The following is a 17,281-nucleotide window of genomic DNA, read 5'->3' as shown; positions in this document are numbered from 1 at the left end:
TCTTAAAATAATCTGATGAAGGTAGTAAATTAATTTGTTATATTATAATTCTTTAAATCTAGAAAATAGTATTTTATTAATTTTAAATCTATGGCTTTTATTAGTTGTATATGTAATTATATTAGATGTTATATACGCTGCTATTAGGGTAATGATTATGGCTAAGATATTTATAGTCAACCCTCTTAGTGCTGTGTGGTATGTTAGCAAAAATAAAATTTTTTCATGGTACAAATAAATGGTGAGACTGTATGTTCCCCAAAATGTAAATATAGAAGAGAATACGTCTATTTTTAATTTATCGAAAATCTTAGTTAATAATAAACAGAAAGGGAGTGTTGTTAATATTAGTGGATACCAAACAAATCCATATTTAGTAAACTTAAAATAATCTCCTATATTGTGTAATTGGCAAACACAGAATACCATTCCCAAGACTAAAGATATATAAAGGTAATAAATTGTCGAAGATGAGATCTTTTTTTTATAAATAATTAAATATCCGACACAGAGACCTATAAAAAAAGATGGTATTCTAGCTGTAAATTGTTGTAAATAGCTGAAAGCTGTATTCGTTATTAATGCAGTAATAATAATAGAGATCAGACTTATTATGACTGAAGAAGTTATTATTTTCTTTTGAAAATATTTTAAGAATATCGGAGTTATGATATATAAAAATAGGATTGCTGATATAAACCAAGGTGATGTGAGTACATCTCCTTTCTTAACCCAAAAACCTAGAGTTGTTATGCTATAAAATAAATATAATATTTGGTATTTATATAAGTATATAGCAATTAAAGTGAAGATGCTAGCTATTAATATATGAGTGGGAAATATTCGTAATAATCTTTTTTTATAAAAAAAGATTATTGATGGGGTTTGTTGCCAAGAAAAAAAAAGACCAATTCCTGAAACAAGAAGAAATATTTCGACTCCTGCATAACCTAACCACTTTACTTCAGAAATAATAGGTATGTAAAAAACAAGGGATGTATGATAGAAAGTAATCCATAATATAGCGAAACCCATAAGTTGGCTTCTATATTTACTTAATAAAGTTAAATCAGTCTGCATTTATATTTAATTTGAAGCCTTTATTCGAGACTTTAGATACATCTAATAATTATTGGTTACAACTTGAATAATCTTGAATTATTTTTACTTGGTTTTATAATAGTCATAGGTAGCCTTTGATATTTGGGCAATTATCGCTGCATTAGTTTTATCATCTTCCATTGAGTTTACTATAAAGACTGCTATTGAAAGTTGTTTGCCGTTAGATAGCTCTATAAAACCTAAATCATTATCTGCGGCTTTTAATCCTTGTTCATTACGAAACGAATTTCCTGTTTTATGTCCAACCACAGTTCCTGTCGGAAGTAGTCCTTTTATCTTGTCTTTACCCGTAGATGTTTCAATAAGAGTATTCCATAAGAGATTTTTAGATTGGGAAGGAAACCAATTGTTTTGTTGCTTAAATTTTTCCAAAAGTTCAGCCGCAGCATAGGGAGTGGTCCAATTGGCATATTGCTTATTATGGTCATCATGCATTTCTTTTTCCGTTGCTGTAATTGCAATTTGCATAATACCTAGGCTCTTTATATATTTTTCGACATAGTTTGGTCCCCCTAAAAAGTCAAATAATATATCGCAAACATTATTGTCACTTTGAGATACGCTATATTGTAATAGTTCTTTAATTGGCATGTAAAAGTTACCTTCGGGTCTGGCATCTCTTAGTGGGCTATGTGTATCAGGTTGTAATGCCGCTTTACTTACATATATTTGTTGATCTAAAGGTAGATTTCTTCTATTTAGATTATCCAGCACTGCAAGTGCTTGATGGAATTTATATACACTCATTGTTGGATAACGATACTGATTGTTTACAGTCAAGGTATCTTTACCATTGAAAATAATAGCTACTCCAACTGTTGCATTTTTATTTTCTATAATTGATTGTATGTTTTTTCTTAGTTCATTGTTTTGAGCAAACCCCGAAATTGTGATCCATAGGAAACATCCTAAAATAAGAAAACGATTCATCTTCATTAAGATTTATTTTAGTGTGAGAATAGAGTTAGGTCTGTGACCTTATTATTTACAAATATAGCAAATATACTGATATTTCTCTTTGTTCGCTTATTTGCTTGCTCAGTCTTAAAAACAAAAAAGGTGCAACTTTCGTTACACCTTTTCTATATATAGAATTGTATTAATTCTTATTTTCCTTCACCTGAAAGTTTGTCTCTCAATGCAGCAAGTCCTTCGATATCACCTAAAGTAGTTTTTTCAGCAGCAGTAGATGTCATTTGAGGAGCATCGTCTTTTTTAGCTGATTTTCTAGGTGCTCTTTTTTCAGAAGCTTCTCTAGTTTCGCCACCACCTTTTTCGTCTTCATAAACTTTGCTATGAGAAACGATGATTCTCTTAGAATCTTTATTAAATTCGATAACTTTGAATTCAAGTTTGTCTTCAACTTGAGCTTGAGTTCCGTCTTCTTTCACTAAGTGTTTTGGAGTTGCAAAACCTTCAACACCGTAAGGAAGAGAGATAACTGCACCTTTGTCAACAAGTTCAACAACTGTACCTTCGTGTACTGATCCTACTGTAAAGATAGTTTCGAATACATCCCAAGGATTTTCTTCTAGTTGTTTGTGACCTAGGCTCAAACGACGGTTGTCTTTGTCTATTTCAAGTACTTGAACTTGAATATCAGCACCGATTTGAGTTATTTCGCTTGGGTGTTTGATTTTCTTAGTCCAAGAAAGATCTGAAATGTGGATAAGACCATCAACGCCTTCTTCTATTTCAGCAAATACTCCGAAGTTAGTGAAGTTACGTACTTTAGCAGTATGTTGGCTTCCAACTGGATATTTTTCTTCGATATTTTCCCATGGATCTGGTTTCAATTGTTTGATACCTAGAGACATTTTGCGTTCGTCACGATCAAGAGTTAGAACTACAGCTTCTACTTCGTCTCCAACTTTCATAAAGTCTTGAGCGCTACGTAGGTGTTGTGTCCAGCTCATTTCTGATACGTGGATAAGACCTTCTACTCCTGTAGTGATTTCGATGAATGCACCATAGTCAGCCATAACAACAACTCTTCCTTTCACTTTGTCACCAACTTTCAAGTCAGCGCTAAGAGCATCCCATGGATGAGGAGTAAGTTGTTTTAGACCAAGAGCGATACGTTTTTTGTCATCATCGAAGTCAAGGATAACCACGTTGATTTTTTCATCCAATTTAACCACTTCTTCTGGATGTTGTACACGTCCCCAAGAAAGGTCAGTAATGTGGATAAGACCATCTACGCCACCAAGGTCGATAAATACACCATAAGAAGTGATGTTTTTAACAGTACCTTCTAGCACTTGTCCTTTTTCTAATTTCGAAATGATGTCTTTCTTTTGTTGTTCAAGTTCAGCTTCGATAAGAGCTTTGTGAGATACAACAACGTTTTTGAATTCGTGATTAATTTTAACCACTTTGAATTCCATAGTTTTATCTACGAATACATCATAGTCACGGATTGGTTTAACATCGATTTGAGATCCTGGAAGGAACGCCTCGATACCAAATACGTCTACAATCATACCGCCCTTAGTACGGCATTTGATGTATCCTTTGATAATTTCGTCTTTTTCAAGAGCTTCGTTAACACGTTCCCAAGAGCGAGAAGCGCGTGCTTTTTTGTGAGAAAGGATAAGCTGTCCTTTTTTGTCTTCTTGGCTTTCGATGTATACTTCTACTTCGTCACCAACTTTTAAATCTGGGTTGTAACGAAATTCGTTCATCGAAACAATACCGTCAGATTTGTAACCAATATTCACAACCACTTCGCGTTTGTTCATAGAGCTTACTTTACCCATAACCACTTCTTTATCATTGATTCTGCTCAACGATTGGTCATAAGTTTTTTCTAAATCTTCTTTGCTTCTTTCAGAGAAAGTTTCACCGATCTCATAAGCATTCCAATCGAAATCTTCAATTGGACTTACATTTTTTAAGTTATCAGACATTTGTTACTGTTCGATCCTCTAGGATCATTTTATTAATAAATTAGACATTATGTTGTTTAAAAAACGGTGCAAAGGTATTGTTTTTCAAGTAATAAATCAAATTATAGGCAATTATTTTTCAAGAAATGTTGACCTTAAGTAATTTAGGTGCAATAATTACGAATGGCTATGATTTCGTTGGAATAGATATGCTGCTTACTATAATTTCAAAAGTAAGGGCTGAGGCATGCGCAACTCTTACTTTTAAAGAATATATTACTTTGTATTTTATTGTACAACAACTTCTATAATTGAATCAATATCATCGAATGTGACGTTTAATAAATCAAAAGTTACATTTCCTGTTTTTTTATCCACTGTCCAATCTAATTTAGAATCTATATTAAGCCATCGTGCTGATTTAATTTTTTTAGGAATATTTATTGTTAACTGATTTCCGTCTTGTTCAAACAGATGTATATAATGAGTATTTCCTTTTTTGGTAGCAGCACCCCACGATTGAGGTTTTATTAATCCTCCCTTTGTACCATAGATAGTGTGCCCAAATTGTTTAGTCCAATTACCTACCTCCTGTAAGCGTTGTACAGATTCGGGTTGTATTTCTCCGTTTGGCATAGGACCTACATTTAATAATAAGTTAGCTCCATATCCGGCAGCTTTAACAAGATAATGTATGATTTCTGTGGTCGATTTAAATTTGGTATCAGTAATACTATATCCCCATGTTTGATTCATTGTTTCGCATGTTTCCATAGGAATATGTTGTGATACTGTTTGGCCTTCACTAAATCCTGTTTTGTTCTCTCCAGGTAAGTCTTTTTCAAAAGCTTGGTAATCTTCTCCTTTCAAAGGCTCTTTGTGGTGGTTATTTGAAATCATGCAATTAGGTTGCAATGTATGTATAAGATTATATATTTCAGGGTAATGCCAATCTACCTTAGATGTTGCATGTGTATGACTATCACTAGGATGTTGATCCCAATCTCCATCGAACCATATGCCTGCTATGTCTCCATAATTTGTTAGTAGTTCTGTTAATTGAGCTTTCATGAAATTAATATATGAATTCCAATCTCCTCTTTCTGTACGACCGCAGCCTTGACCTGTATATCCTGTCCAATATTGGTAATCGTTTCTCGACCAGTCGATAAGTGAATAGTATAACACGAGCTTGACTCCTTCCTTATGGCATTCATCTGCTAATTCTTTTACTATATCTCTGCCAAAATGAGGGGTATTCATTATATTCCAATCCGATTGTTTAGTATTCCAATTACTGAATCCGTCGTGATGTCGTGAGGTAAATGTAATATATTTCATTCCTGCATCTTTAGCTATTTTTACCCAAGTTTTGGCATCAAAATCTTGTGGATTAAAGAATTTTTGAAGTTTTTTATATTCCTGCACTTTTATAGGTCGGTTTTGCATCACCCATTCGCCATCTCCTAATACACTATATGGACCAAAATGAATAAACATACCAAATCGAGCTTCATCAAGCCATGCATGGTTTGGGTTATTAGGAGTTTGACTCTGTACCTTTATAAAAGATAGAGCCATGATGAATACAAGTAAGATGTTTTTTTTCATAGTAATTATTTAAGTGTTGATATTTTTATGATTCTAAGACTTAATAAAGGGTACAGCAGTGTTCTTCTACTTTAAGCTTTCGTCCTTCTATTTGTATGGTGATATGTTTAATACCAGTATGATCGGCTAAAGCTTCGAGTGCTTGCTCTAGTATAAGATCTCTGTCTGAATCGTTTTTCACTCTAAGGTGTACGGTTAGTGATGGGAACTCCTGAGTAATCATCCAGATGTGTAAATCGTGTACATCTTCTACATCGGGTATTGCACGTAGGATATCTACTACTTCATGCGTATGGATATTAGAAGGTTTGCTTTCCATCAAAATATTAACAGAATCTTTTAAAATATGCCATCCACTATAAAGAACGATGACCGATACAATCATACTGGCAATAGGATCGGCTATATTCCATCCGAAAAGCAGGATCAATAATGCTGCGATAATAGCGCCTACTGAACCGAGTAAGTCTCCCAAAACATGCATAAATGCACTTCTAACATTTAAGTTGTCTTTGGTTTCACCTCTTGATAATATCCATGCTACAATGATATTGATAAGTAAACCGATAATCGCTATAATCATCATTCCCTTTCCTATAACTTGGGGTGGGGAAGAGAGGCGTACTATGGCTTCGTATAATATGTAAGCGGACAACGCGACTAACGCAATTCCATTGAGCAAGGCGGCTAATATTTCGAAGCGTTTATAACCATATGTTTTTTCGATGGTTGCAGCTTTTTGTCCGAATATAATTGCTGCTAAGCTAAGCCCCAAAGCAACGGAGTCGCTAAGCATATGACCTGCATCTGATAATAAAGCTAAGCTATTGGTGAGAATACCGCCGATGAATTCGACAAACATAAATCCTGCAATGAGCAGGAAACTAAAGGTGAGGGCTCTTTTGTTTGTGGTGTGACTATGCGAATGAGAATGTCCACCATGAGCATGATTATGTGACATATTTGATATAGATTTAGTAAAGTAAATATTTACTGCCATCATTATTCAGCCTAGCATAGATAAAACTGAGTTATCACCTTATACTAAGACTTATAATTGAATGATATACAAAGAAAGCAAGGATTGTTTTGATATCAAACAATCCTTGCTTTAATTTTTTGAGTTTAAGGTTAAAGACTAATGTCTCTATCTTAACTATTTAGTTTTTAGTCGTTCATTGAGATTAGGAATTCCTCGTTATTGATTGTTTTCTTCAATCTCTTATCAAGGAACTGCATTGCTTCTACCGAATTCATATCTGATAAGAAGTTGCGAAGTACCCACATACGGTTAAGTGTATCAGGATCAAGCAACAGATCATCACGACGTGTACTTGATGAGATAATGTCAACAGCAGGGAATACGCGTTTGTTAGATAATTTACGATCCAATTGAAGCTCCATGTTACCCGTGCCTTTAAATTCCTCGAAGATAACATCATCCATTTTAGAACCTGTTTCAGTAAGAGCTGTAGCAATAATGGTTAATGAACCACCATTTTCGATGTTACGAGCTGCTCCGAAGAAACGTTTTGGTTTGTGTAATGCATTTGCATCAACCCCTCCGGTAAGTACTTTACCTGATGCTGGTTGAACTGTATTATAAGCACGTGCCAAACGAGTGATAGAGTCTAATAGGATTACTACATCGTGACCACATTCAACCATACGTTTCGCTTTGTTCAGTACAATTTCTGCAATTTTTACGTGGCGGTCTGCAGGCTCATCGAAAGTAGATGCAATAACTTCTGCATTTACACTCCTTTCCATGTCTGTAACCTCCTCAGGACGTTCATCTATCAATAATACAATCATGTATACTTCAGGATGATTGGTCGCTATGGCGTTTGCTATATCTTTAAGTAATGATGTTTTACCTGTTTTAGGCTGAGCAACAATAAGACCACGTTGTCCTTTTCCTATTGGCGAAAATAAATCTACAACACGACATGAGAAATTGTCATTTCTGCCGGATGTTAATTTGAATTTTTCGTTAGGGAAAAGAGGTTTTAAGTGATCGAATGGTACACGATCTCTAACTTCGTCAGGGCTGCGTCCATTTATTTTATCCACTTTTACAAGAGGGAAAAATTTCTCACCTTCCTTTGGAGGGCGGATAGGGCCTTCTACGATATCTCCGGTTTTAAGACCAAATAAACGTATCTGAGATTGAGATATATAGATATCATCAGGAGAAGACATATAATTGTAGTCTGAAGAACGTAAAAATCCGTAACCTTCTTGCATTATTTCTAATACACCTGTTGCAGATAGAATTCCTTCAAATTCGAATGATTTTTCTTGCGCCTGATTATTATTTTGTTTCTGATTTTGACTGTTATTGTTGTTTCCGCTGTTGCTTGCAACTTGAGTTGGAGCCGTTGCAGGAGGGGTAGCAGTCACTGGAGCCATTTTAGGAGATTCTGCAACAATAGGAGCCACATCGGTATCTACTTCTAGTGGCGATAGAGGAGCCATTGCCGGAACTTCTTCTTTAGGTTCGGTACGTGGTTTGCTAGACTTAAATACTAATTGTGTCGGTCTTTGTGGGAGAGTTTTAGTATTTGTCGATTCATTAGCATTGTTACTGGTAGTCTCTACATTTTTGCGGTGGACTACTCTTTCTTTGGGTTTAGCTATTGCAGCGTCCTCTGTAGGAGTATTTATCGGAGGTTGTTGGTTGGCAGTAGGAGTTTCAAGAATCTCTTCTACTTCTTCTTTTTTTACTTCCTCTACTTTAGTTTCAACAACAGGTTTAGGAGCGGGAGCAGCTTTATTTGGTTTTGTTTTAGCTGGAGCTTCCGTGTTTTTCTTTTCCGATTGTTTGTTTTCAGCTTTGTAGCTCTCCGAGTTTTTGTTTTTTGCCTCAATAATAGCTTGTTCGTCTAAAATCTTGTAGATTAATTCGTCCTTTTTGTATGCGTCAGGACGTTTTATCCCTAGTTCTTTAGCTAAGGTTCTTAATTCAGTTGTGAGCTTTTCGTTTAGCTCAAGAATGTTGTATATACGCATGTATATCTATGTTGTTTTGTTATTTAATATTCTGATTAGACAGCATGAGAGATTATTGCTGATTCAATTTGATGCAAAATAAAAAGGATACAATCGAGTTTTTACTATGATTTAAAATAAGAAATCTGTAGTTTTTTCTTATCGTCATACAAAATTATATATATTTTTTGGAAAAACAATCTTTTGTTGGACTAAATATTTTTTTCTCTGTTTATTTTCGGTTGTTATTATTTATTTGTAGATTTACGAATAAATAGTAATCTAATTATGAGAACACTTATCTATCTAACTATATTTTTTATTGGATATTATCCCTTACTAAAAGCTCAAAATAATTATCCAATTATTGATGAGTACATTGCTAGTTATCAATTTGATAAAGCTTTAATAGCTATCGAGAATGAAAATCAAACAAAGGAACTCCAAGAAAAGAGAGCCATTTCTTATAAAGGCTTAGATAATTATTCGAAAGCGATTGAGGTTTTATCCTCTCTGTCACAGGCATATCCCGAAGATTTACAAATAAAATCAGAAATGGCTTTATGTTATCAGGCTCTTTCAAATTGGAGTGCTGGTTTAAATTGTTATAATGCTTTGATAGAACTTGATTCGGTCAATATATATTATAAAATCAAGAGAGCAGATATGTTGTATCGTCTTGAGCATTATAAGGATGCGTTAGTTGACTATAAAGCGTTGACTGATGACTATAAGTTGAGCAATATGATTAAGCGTTCTGCACAATGCTTTGAAAATATGAATGAACTCGATAGTGCAATGGTTTATTACAGTAAAGCGATAGAGGCAGATACAATGGATGTTTTTTCGATAGCAAGTTTGATAAATATAAATATCAAACAAAAAAACTTTGGGGCGGCAATGAGGCTTTCGGATAGTTTTGTTGAAAAGGACAGTACCAATAGGCAGATTAATTTGCTGAATGGGTTAAGTTATTATGGCGCTGATTTTTATGAAGATGCTGTTTCTAGGTTCGGAAGATGCTATTTGAATGGAGACAGTTCTTTGGTTGTTAACCGAAGTTTAGGTATTTCTTATTACTCCTTGGGACAGAATGAAGAGGCTTTGCCATTTTTGTTAAAAGCCTATGCACAAGACTCTACAAACCTTAGAGTATTATATTGCTTGGGGGTAATCTCGAATGAGATTAGAGACTATACTAATTCAGTTACTTACTTCGGAACTCTTCTTGATCGCACGATTCCTGCTGATATGTACCTTTATCTTTATTTCAGAGGGTTAGCTAAAGGATATGAGGGGCTTGAAGAATATAAAGAAGCAGTTGATAATTATGAAGAGGCAACAAGATATGGAACGAGAAATCAGAACATGTATCTTAATTTCACTTTAGCAACTATATATGATTATGATCTGCGACAAGCTGATAAAGCTTTGAACTATTATCTTAAATATCAGGCATCTTTAAGAGATTATCTGGAGGAGTTGAAAAGAAGAGAGGATAAAGATGAGACGCATAAATTAGAAATGACAAACGTAGAATCAAGCATTAAAACTCTTAATTCGCAAATTGGACGTTTAGAGAAAGAAGTAGCTAAAGTTACTACTGATTGAGAGTGATTTTTAAGACTTCTATTGTCTTGTTGGTTATTTTGAATCGGTCGTCAATACGCTCACCAACAATCCATGCAATATCATCGGCAGAACATAACAGCCACGTATTGTTTTTATCGACTAAACTAAATTTACGATCTGTAAAATAATCACTTATTTTTTTGTGCCCTTTCATCCCAAAAGGAATAAACTTATCACCATGTTTCCATTTGCGGATTATGAGAGGAAAAACCAGTCTCCCTTTGTCTAAATAGATAATATTGGGGTCTTGTTCTATTTTAAACGATGAAGTTTTACGAAACGATTCAAATGTCATTTTCACAGGTTCGCTAATCTCTGTTTCATGTTCAAAAAGCGTATAAATACTATCGGGCTGATTGTTAATAGGTTCTAAGATAAATGCCTCCCTATCTTTGATCAGTTGGTAATCAGTCGCATAAAATACTTTGCCTGATTGGCTATTTATTGAATCGAATATATTATCAACTGTAGATGTATTGAAACCATATGGAAATAGAATCTCAAAAAGAATAGTCTTAGGCTCTTTTTGTTTCAATAAAGCATTAATATCAATCTTATTATCCAAAAACACTTTGCGAGTTGCCTTTTCAATATAAGCATTATATATACTTTCGGTATGATATAAATTTTCCGATGTTCTTTGTATGGCTTGTACTACAGACGGATTTATTGATTTAAGCAGAGGAATTACATTTAAACGTATTTTGTTACGAGTGTAAATATCTTCTTTATTGGTACTATCCTCTACAAAACCAATATGTTTAGTTTTTAGATATTCGAGAATATCTTCTCTGAATATGGAGAGTAGGGGACGGATTACCTTTCCATTGATGGGTGGAATACCGCTCAAACCTCGTATACCTGTACCTCTTATCAGGTTTATTAATACCGTTTCAACAGAATCGTCCTGATGATGAGCTACTGCAATTTTATCAGCCTTGTATTCTTTTCTGATTTTTTCGAACCATGCATAACGTAGCTCTCTTGCAGCCATTTCTAAGGATATGGACTCTTCTTCGATGTATTTCTTCGTATCAAAATTTGCCGATACATATTTCAAATTATATTTTGAAGCTACTTTCTCTACAAAATACTCGTCTCTGTACGATTCTTGTCCTCTAAGGTGAAAATTGCAATGAGCAATAATACAATCATATCCCAAATGATGAAGTATATCCAACAATGCCATGGAATCGGCACCACCACTAACGCCGATAATAACTTTAGCCTTATCGGTAAGTAGCATATTGTCTTGGATGTATTTTTTTACTTTGGAAATGGTTTGCATGGACAGCATTGAATTATGTACGGTAAGTTTGGTTTATGATTTTAATCAAGAACCTTCTGACACAAAATTAATACTTTTTTTTCATTAGCCAGAGTTGTAGCAAATATATAATTGGTGCCACCCTCTTTAAGTTTGGTTTGTTTCCTAATGTCTGCTACCGAAAAAGGATAGTTTCTTGTGGCAATATTAGCTTGTTTAGTGTCTTTGAAATGTACTTTAATTTCTTTTTTATTGGGCGAAATAACTTCTTTAATTTCAAATTTCCGACCCGGAAAATCAGTGATCAAACTATCAGAAGTATATAGATGGCTGTTAGGATGTAGTTTTCTTAGATTGTACCTTAAAGCCACGCTTTTGTATGCACCGGCTTTTAATATAGAGCTGTTCGGCTCATACAAATACTTCTCGGGGCTATCAGTATGAGAAACAAAGGATGAAGCTTCTTCGGTCTTGGTGAAAGTAAAGGATTCGTTTTCTCTATGAGTTAAAAGATTAACACAAATAAGCTGTGTTTCTTTCTCTGATTTTTCTTTTACGAATAGCAGCTCTTTACACTCGTTATTTACACTTATTATGTGCACCTCGGTAACATTGCTAAGCGACGTGAGGGCATGGGTAATATCAAGCATGGGGGATAGTTTTATAATAACCCGTTTGCTTTTATTATTAAGAAGATCGTCTATTTCAATCAGATTTGGAGTACAATCTTCTATCAGAACTGTTTTTTTTCCGGTATTGCTTCTTCTTGCAGGATCAATGAATATAGTATCTGCTATTTTATTAAAAGAATTGAGAAAAGAAATGGCATCATCTTCTATAACTTCGGCACAATTTAGCATTAGTGTGTTAAAATTACATTTGGCTAATTCGGTCAATTCATTTTGAGTTTCTACATAATAGGCTTGTTTACAATTTTTTGCCATGAACGAAAAATCGACCCCCAATCCACCTGTAAGATCTACAAGAGTATCACCTTTGCATAGAGAGGCTTTGTAAAGAGCTGTGATTTCTGACGAGCATTGTTCCATCGATAAATGTCGAGGATAAATGATGTCTTCGTGTTGATACCAATAAGGGATTTTATATTTAGCAATTTGTCTTCCTGCAATTTGCTGAATAGCCATAGGCATATCAATCTCAGGATACGACTTCGTTTTTAAAGCAAGTTGTCGTATATCGTCAGATTCATGTAGCGCTATAAATTGCTTTGTTTGCTGATCGATAAGACTCATTATTTCATTTTGACAATTTGGTTGATATGCTTAACTGTATCTTGGCGCTTTGTAGAATCGGGCTGTAAGGGCTGCCCTTTCTTTTTAGGTCTTGTAAATAATTCTCTTAGGTAATCGAAATCTCTTTTGTATAAGATACCTACACCTTGTGTTTGCACTCCATTGCCGCTACCTCCGGCTCCAACGTAATAATATTTTTCGTTGTAGTGGTTGTATGCTTTAAGACGCCATGTACCGATACGGTTTAATAATACTTCAATATCTACATCACCGATGAAAGCATCTTGCGTCATGGGATTATCTCGATACCCAAAGTTACCATTAAATAGTACTCTGTCGTTAAGCAATCTGCTTGAAAGTATAAGTTCTACTTCGGTACTCGAAAATCCTGCATCGCTGGTACGAATATTTGTGCCTACCTGCCAGCGATCGTCCAATTGGCTAAGTATGTTACTCAATTGAGTAGATAGAGTTGCAGATGCAACAGCCGCCAGATCGGATGTTTTCTGATCTGTCATGGCATAGTTGGGCGTATAGAATTTAGACAGCAATAATAAATAAACAATTTGTCTGTTTATCATATCCTCTGTACTAATCAGACTCTTTATTTGTCGCTGCACTTCGGGGTCAGCAGATGGTAAAGCAATATCCAGATTTACTTTAGGTTGACGCAATGCTCCCGTAATATTCAATATACAGTTTACAGGTACACTGGCTTGTCCTGTGTTCTTAGCTATATTTTGATCGAGATCGTTCAAATTGGCTATTACTCTATATATAGCTGTAAGATCTATGTTTGCTTCAAATGGATCTCCCCTGAACTGAACAAAGCTGCCGTCTTGTATTGTAAATTTACGTTCAAATATCTTTTGGAAAGTAAAATTGTACGAACCTTTATTAATCATATAAGTACCATACAACATGGGCTCTTTATTGGTTCCCCAAGTGAATTGCAAAGCTCCCGTTCCCGAACCTCTTAATCTGTCACCGCCTACGGGATCCATCAATAATTCGACAGTAGCGTCAGGAGTTGCATCAATATAAAAATTCATATTAATCTCAATTCCAGAGTCGGTTTGAAGTCTGCTGAACTTAGGTTTCTCATTTGGATTCTTTATTGAATCGGTTACTTCTTCCTTCGTTTTATATCTGATAAAAGAATATTCGGAGGCTTTATCCTCCATGAAATTCATGTAAATATTAGTGTTACTGTTTGTCTGCATATTCACATTGATATCCACAGCTCTTTCGTCGCCTTTTATGACTCCCGAACCCGATCCGAAAACTGTTCCGTAAAACATCGGATTCAGTTTTTGTGTGGCATTGTAAAGCATAAAATTGTCTCCAACAAGGTCTACATAATATAAGAAGTTCGTAAAATAATCGTGTACTACTTTTCCGCTAATCATAGCAGTATTTCCTTTTTCATCATGAAATGCGATATCATTGAAGTAAATGAGATCCTTTTTCATATAGATAGTATCTGTAAAGGAGTAATTGGTATTTAGGAAGTTTATCCCTAAACTACCATTCTCGATAAAGGCTTCACCTTCGACCGTTACATTAGAGAAATCTCCAAACAAGTGGACATTACCACTACCTTTACCCTTGATTCCGTTAAATAAGCTTGCAACGTATTTATTAAGGAAAGCAACATCTATTTCTTTGGCATCGAAATTTATAGACAGCTCTTGTGTAAGAGGATTAATAAATCCGTCAATGTTGGTTAGTTTGTCTTCGGGATTTGTTATTGTTCCTTTAAGATTTACTTTCTTAGTTTCAGCATCCAGATCGCTGAATAAATCTAAATCTCCAAGTTTTGTACTGTTGAATGCAAAATCGTGAACCTTTAAATTAATATTAGCATAAGGTTGACCATCTATGGTAGAGAGAGCCAAATCGCCACTTGCAGATCCTCCAAATTGCAGAGCGCTAATTGAGAGAGTGTTGAATATATAATCGAGATCAATGTTTCTTAGCTGAACATGAAGCTTTTCGTCTGGATCTTTAGCTGAAAAAGTACCGTCTATACTTAGTTGTTGGTCTTTATTTTCGCTGGTCACTACAAAATTGTCGACGCTAATCTTATTAGGAATAATACGAATGTTGGAATTTTTAATTTTCCAAAGAGTGTTATTTAGTATAAGCTCTCCTGCTTGGAATCGGATATCCGTTTGTAAAGTTTTCTTATCGGGTTTCGAAAATGCAATAGAGTTAGCAAATTCACCTTTAAGCCTGCCTTCTTCTTTGTTTAAGAATAAGGTATGTATATTAACTACATCATTCTTCACACGAATATCTGTTGATAGATTATTCAATGTTCCGTTTTTGGTAACAAATGTTCCTGATATAGTTGATTTTATTTCTTCATTGTTGTTCTCTAGCAATAAATAACCCGATTGTATTTTTGTTCCTGCAGCTTTTATGGATGGCAGATATGTTTCGATTTTAAATCGTTCAGTCTGATTGTTATAGAACCCGATTATCTTAGTGGGGCTGTATATGGTTACAGGTAGTTGAAATATATCGCTAGCCTTTTCTGTATTGTTAATTGTAAAGTCGAAAGAAAGATCATTCGATTTTATATTTGATTTTTTCTTTTCATTAAAATCAATCAATGCAGGAAGATAAGCATTCAAAGATCTTTTTACACTTTCAGCAATGGTTGTGAAAGAGTATGCTCCCGTCACTTCTCCATTGATAATATCCGATTTTATACTCAATTTTCGGGTGTCGGCTAACCCTGATGCTTCGATAATAAAATTATCAAGAGTAAAGCTTTTGTCAGGTTGTCTAAAGCTAACCGAGTCTGTTTTTATGTAGCCTTGAATATCGTCAATGTTTTTTCCTGAGAAGTTGGCATCCACATCCACACTTAAGTACGATTCCTTGTATTTGTTGCTTAAGTTCAGTTTGTCGAGACGAACATTTTTAAGGCGCGCATCAAAGTTGAGTTTAGGTTCTTTATCCGATAGGTCGAATAAACCGTGGAGGTCTAAAATAGCATTCTCATCATTAAGAGATAACCCTCCATTGAGGCGCAATCCGTCGTAAGTACCACCTAGTTTAATATCATTATAAGTGTACTTCTTGAATGTAAATTTATCAACCAGTCCATCTACTGAACCTCTTAGTTTGCCATAGGTGGGTTGATTGATATTAATATCCAGATTTAAAGAAATATTCTCAAGATCTTTATTATTCAGTAAGTTACCTAATTGGAATTCCTGAGTGCGGATATTTCCTTTGAAAAATGATTTAATACTAGGGTTGGGGTTAAAACCAAAATCGAGTTTTGCTGTTATTGTGCCTAGCTCGGTTCCCAGATATCCATCAGCTTTTAGCTGTTTGAGAAGTCCCGATATATTACCATGAAACGAAACCGTATTTATATTATTAAATATTGGAGGTAATTCTTTTTTGGTTCCCGACAGATTATTAAGAATTCCCTTAACTCCATCTTTAGTCACAGTAAGATTGCTTACACTACCTTCTAGGTATAGCTTCTCTTTATCTCTTACATTATTGACGTTTCCCTTGGCTATGATATGCATTTTATCACCGTAATCTAGTGCTAAGTTAGAAACTCGTATACTATCGAGACTTCCATCTATTTCGGTTCTAAACAATATTCGTTCTTCAAAGTGTTTAAATGCGGGTACAAAAGCTGCAATATCTTTCAGTGCAATGTAGGACGAAGAAGTCTTGATTGTAAAAATAGCCTTATCGATCAATTTCTTTGTAGAATCTGTTGAAGAGTAATCTATCTCACATTTCTCGAATTGAAGTAGCGATTTGGGCAATTCAAGTTTAAAACCTCTTACAAAAAGATGATTCTCTTGGGTTATCAATCTTACTATAAGATTGTTGATCTTGAATCCGCTTTTCTCTTGTAAGGTTAGTTTTTTGATTTGGATATTCAATGAATCAGTTTCCAATGAACGTAATGAAAGAATTGCATTGAGGTCTGAAACATTGATGTGATTAGGATCGAATTTATCTTTTAGCGCAGGACGATCGTTAATGTCGAACCGAAAGCGACCATCGCTGATATTTAAGGAATGTATCTTTACTTGAAATTTGGCTCCTTTTTTGTCGTCTTTAGGCTTGAAGGCATCAATAATAAACTGAATATTTAAAGGGGCACTTGCACTGTCTTTCGCCAGATTGACCTGAAAGTCTGACAATTTAGATACTGTAATTACCAATTGATTATTGAGAAGGGGTAGTATTTCTAAGTCTGCATATACCTTCTTGGCAATCAAAATACTGCTGTCTTTCCGATCGTTCAGATATACATCATTCAGTTGTATTACATTGAATGGTTTGATATATAGAGAACCGATGTTTAAGTCGGTCTGTAGTTTGTTGCGGAGTTCGAGAACAATTCGATCTTTGATATAGTTTTGCACGTACGACATATTCAATAGGCCGTACAAAAGCAATATTAATCCTAAAATTATTCCTAATATGCTGAGAAATATATATTTAAATCGTTTTATAGAGTATCTTTCTTT

Annotated in this window: 10 protein-coding genes; 1 reads left to right on the top strand and 9 read right to left on the bottom strand. The window is 34.6% G+C overall.

Annotated elements, in window-relative coordinates; translation table 11 throughout:
• Nucleotides 1-42 precede the first annotated feature (42 nt).
• From IR022_RS20375 to rho, 6 genes are all read right to left on the bottom strand, one after another.
• Nucleotides 43-1,035, bottom strand: a complete 993-nt coding sequence (locus tag IR022_RS20375) for an acyltransferase family protein (protein WP_410492820.1) — start codon at nt 1,033-1,035, stop codon at nt 43-45.
• 129 nt (nt 1,036-1,164) lie between these two features.
• Entirely contained in the window at nt 1,165-2,052 is an 888-nt protein-coding gene (gene bla, locus IR022_RS12560) for a class A beta-lactamase, subclass A2 (RefSeq protein WP_242053242.1), read from the bottom strand.
• A gap of 176 nt (nt 2,053-2,228) precedes the next feature.
• Nucleotides 2,229-4,031 carry a 30S ribosomal protein S1 gene (gene rpsA / locus IR022_RS12555; protein ID WP_194203964.1) on the bottom strand — a complete coding sequence of 601 codons (1,803 nt, stop codon included), beginning with the start codon at nt 4,029-4,031 and terminating at the stop codon, nt 2,229-2,231.
• 267 nt (nt 4,032-4,298) lie between these two features.
• Complete coding sequence (locus IR022_RS12550; RefSeq protein ID WP_194203963.1) at nt 4,299-5,621, bottom strand: alpha-L-fucosidase; 1,323 nt, start codon at nt 5,619-5,621, stop codon at nt 4,299-4,301.
• Nucleotides 5,622-5,661: 40 nt separating this feature from the next.
• Nucleotides 5,662-6,582, bottom strand: a complete 921-nt coding sequence (locus tag IR022_RS12545; RefSeq protein ID WP_194203962.1) for a cation diffusion facilitator family transporter — start codon at nt 6,580-6,582, stop codon at nt 5,662-5,664.
• Between the two features lie 206 nt (nt 6,583-6,788).
• Nucleotides 6,789-8,633, bottom strand: a complete 1,845-nt coding sequence (gene rho / locus IR022_RS12540) for a transcription termination factor Rho (RefSeq protein ID WP_194203961.1) — start codon at nt 8,631-8,633, stop codon at nt 6,789-6,791.
• Between the two features lie 267 nt (nt 8,634-8,900).
• Between rho and IR022_RS12535 the strand changes: the two genes are divergently transcribed.
• Nucleotides 8,901-10,223: a tetratricopeptide repeat protein gene (locus tag IR022_RS12535; RefSeq protein WP_194203960.1), complete on the top strand. Its 1,323-nt coding sequence runs from the start codon at nt 8,901-8,903 to the stop codon at nt 10,221-10,223.
• On the opposite strand, the gene tilS is transcribed toward IR022_RS12535, so the two are convergent.
• The 3 genes from tilS to IR022_RS12520 are packed head-to-tail and all read right to left on the bottom strand — an operon-like array spanning nt 10,213 to nt 17,185.
• Nucleotides 10,213-11,532, bottom strand: coding sequence for a tRNA lysidine(34) synthetase TilS (gene tilS / locus IR022_RS12530; RefSeq protein ID WP_050710585.1), 1,320 nt, complete (start codon nt 11,530-11,532; stop codon nt 10,213-10,215). The two genes, IR022_RS12535 and tilS, sit on opposite strands and share 11 nt — an antisense overlap.
• Nucleotides 11,533-11,573: 41 nt before the next feature.
• Nucleotides 11,574-12,764, bottom strand: a complete 1,191-nt coding sequence (locus tag IR022_RS12525; protein WP_194203959.1) for a class I SAM-dependent methyltransferase — start codon at nt 12,762-12,764, stop codon at nt 11,574-11,576.
• The gene (locus tag IR022_RS12520; RefSeq protein WP_194203958.1) at nt 12,764-17,185 is read right to left on the bottom strand and encodes a translocation/assembly module TamB domain-containing protein; all 4,422 of its coding nucleotides are present in this window, start codon (nt 17,183-17,185) and stop codon (nt 12,764-12,766) included. The genes IR022_RS12525 and IR022_RS12520 overlap by 1 nt, the downstream gene beginning before the upstream one ends.
• Nucleotides 17,186-17,281 lie beyond the last annotated feature (96 nt).

It is taken from the genome of Dysgonomonas sp. GY617 (assembly GCF_015233815.1).
Classification (GTDB): domain Bacteria; phylum Bacteroidota; class Bacteroidia; order Bacteroidales; family Dysgonomonadaceae; genus Dysgonomonas_A.
This window is presented reverse-complemented; position numbering and strand designations above follow the sequence as displayed.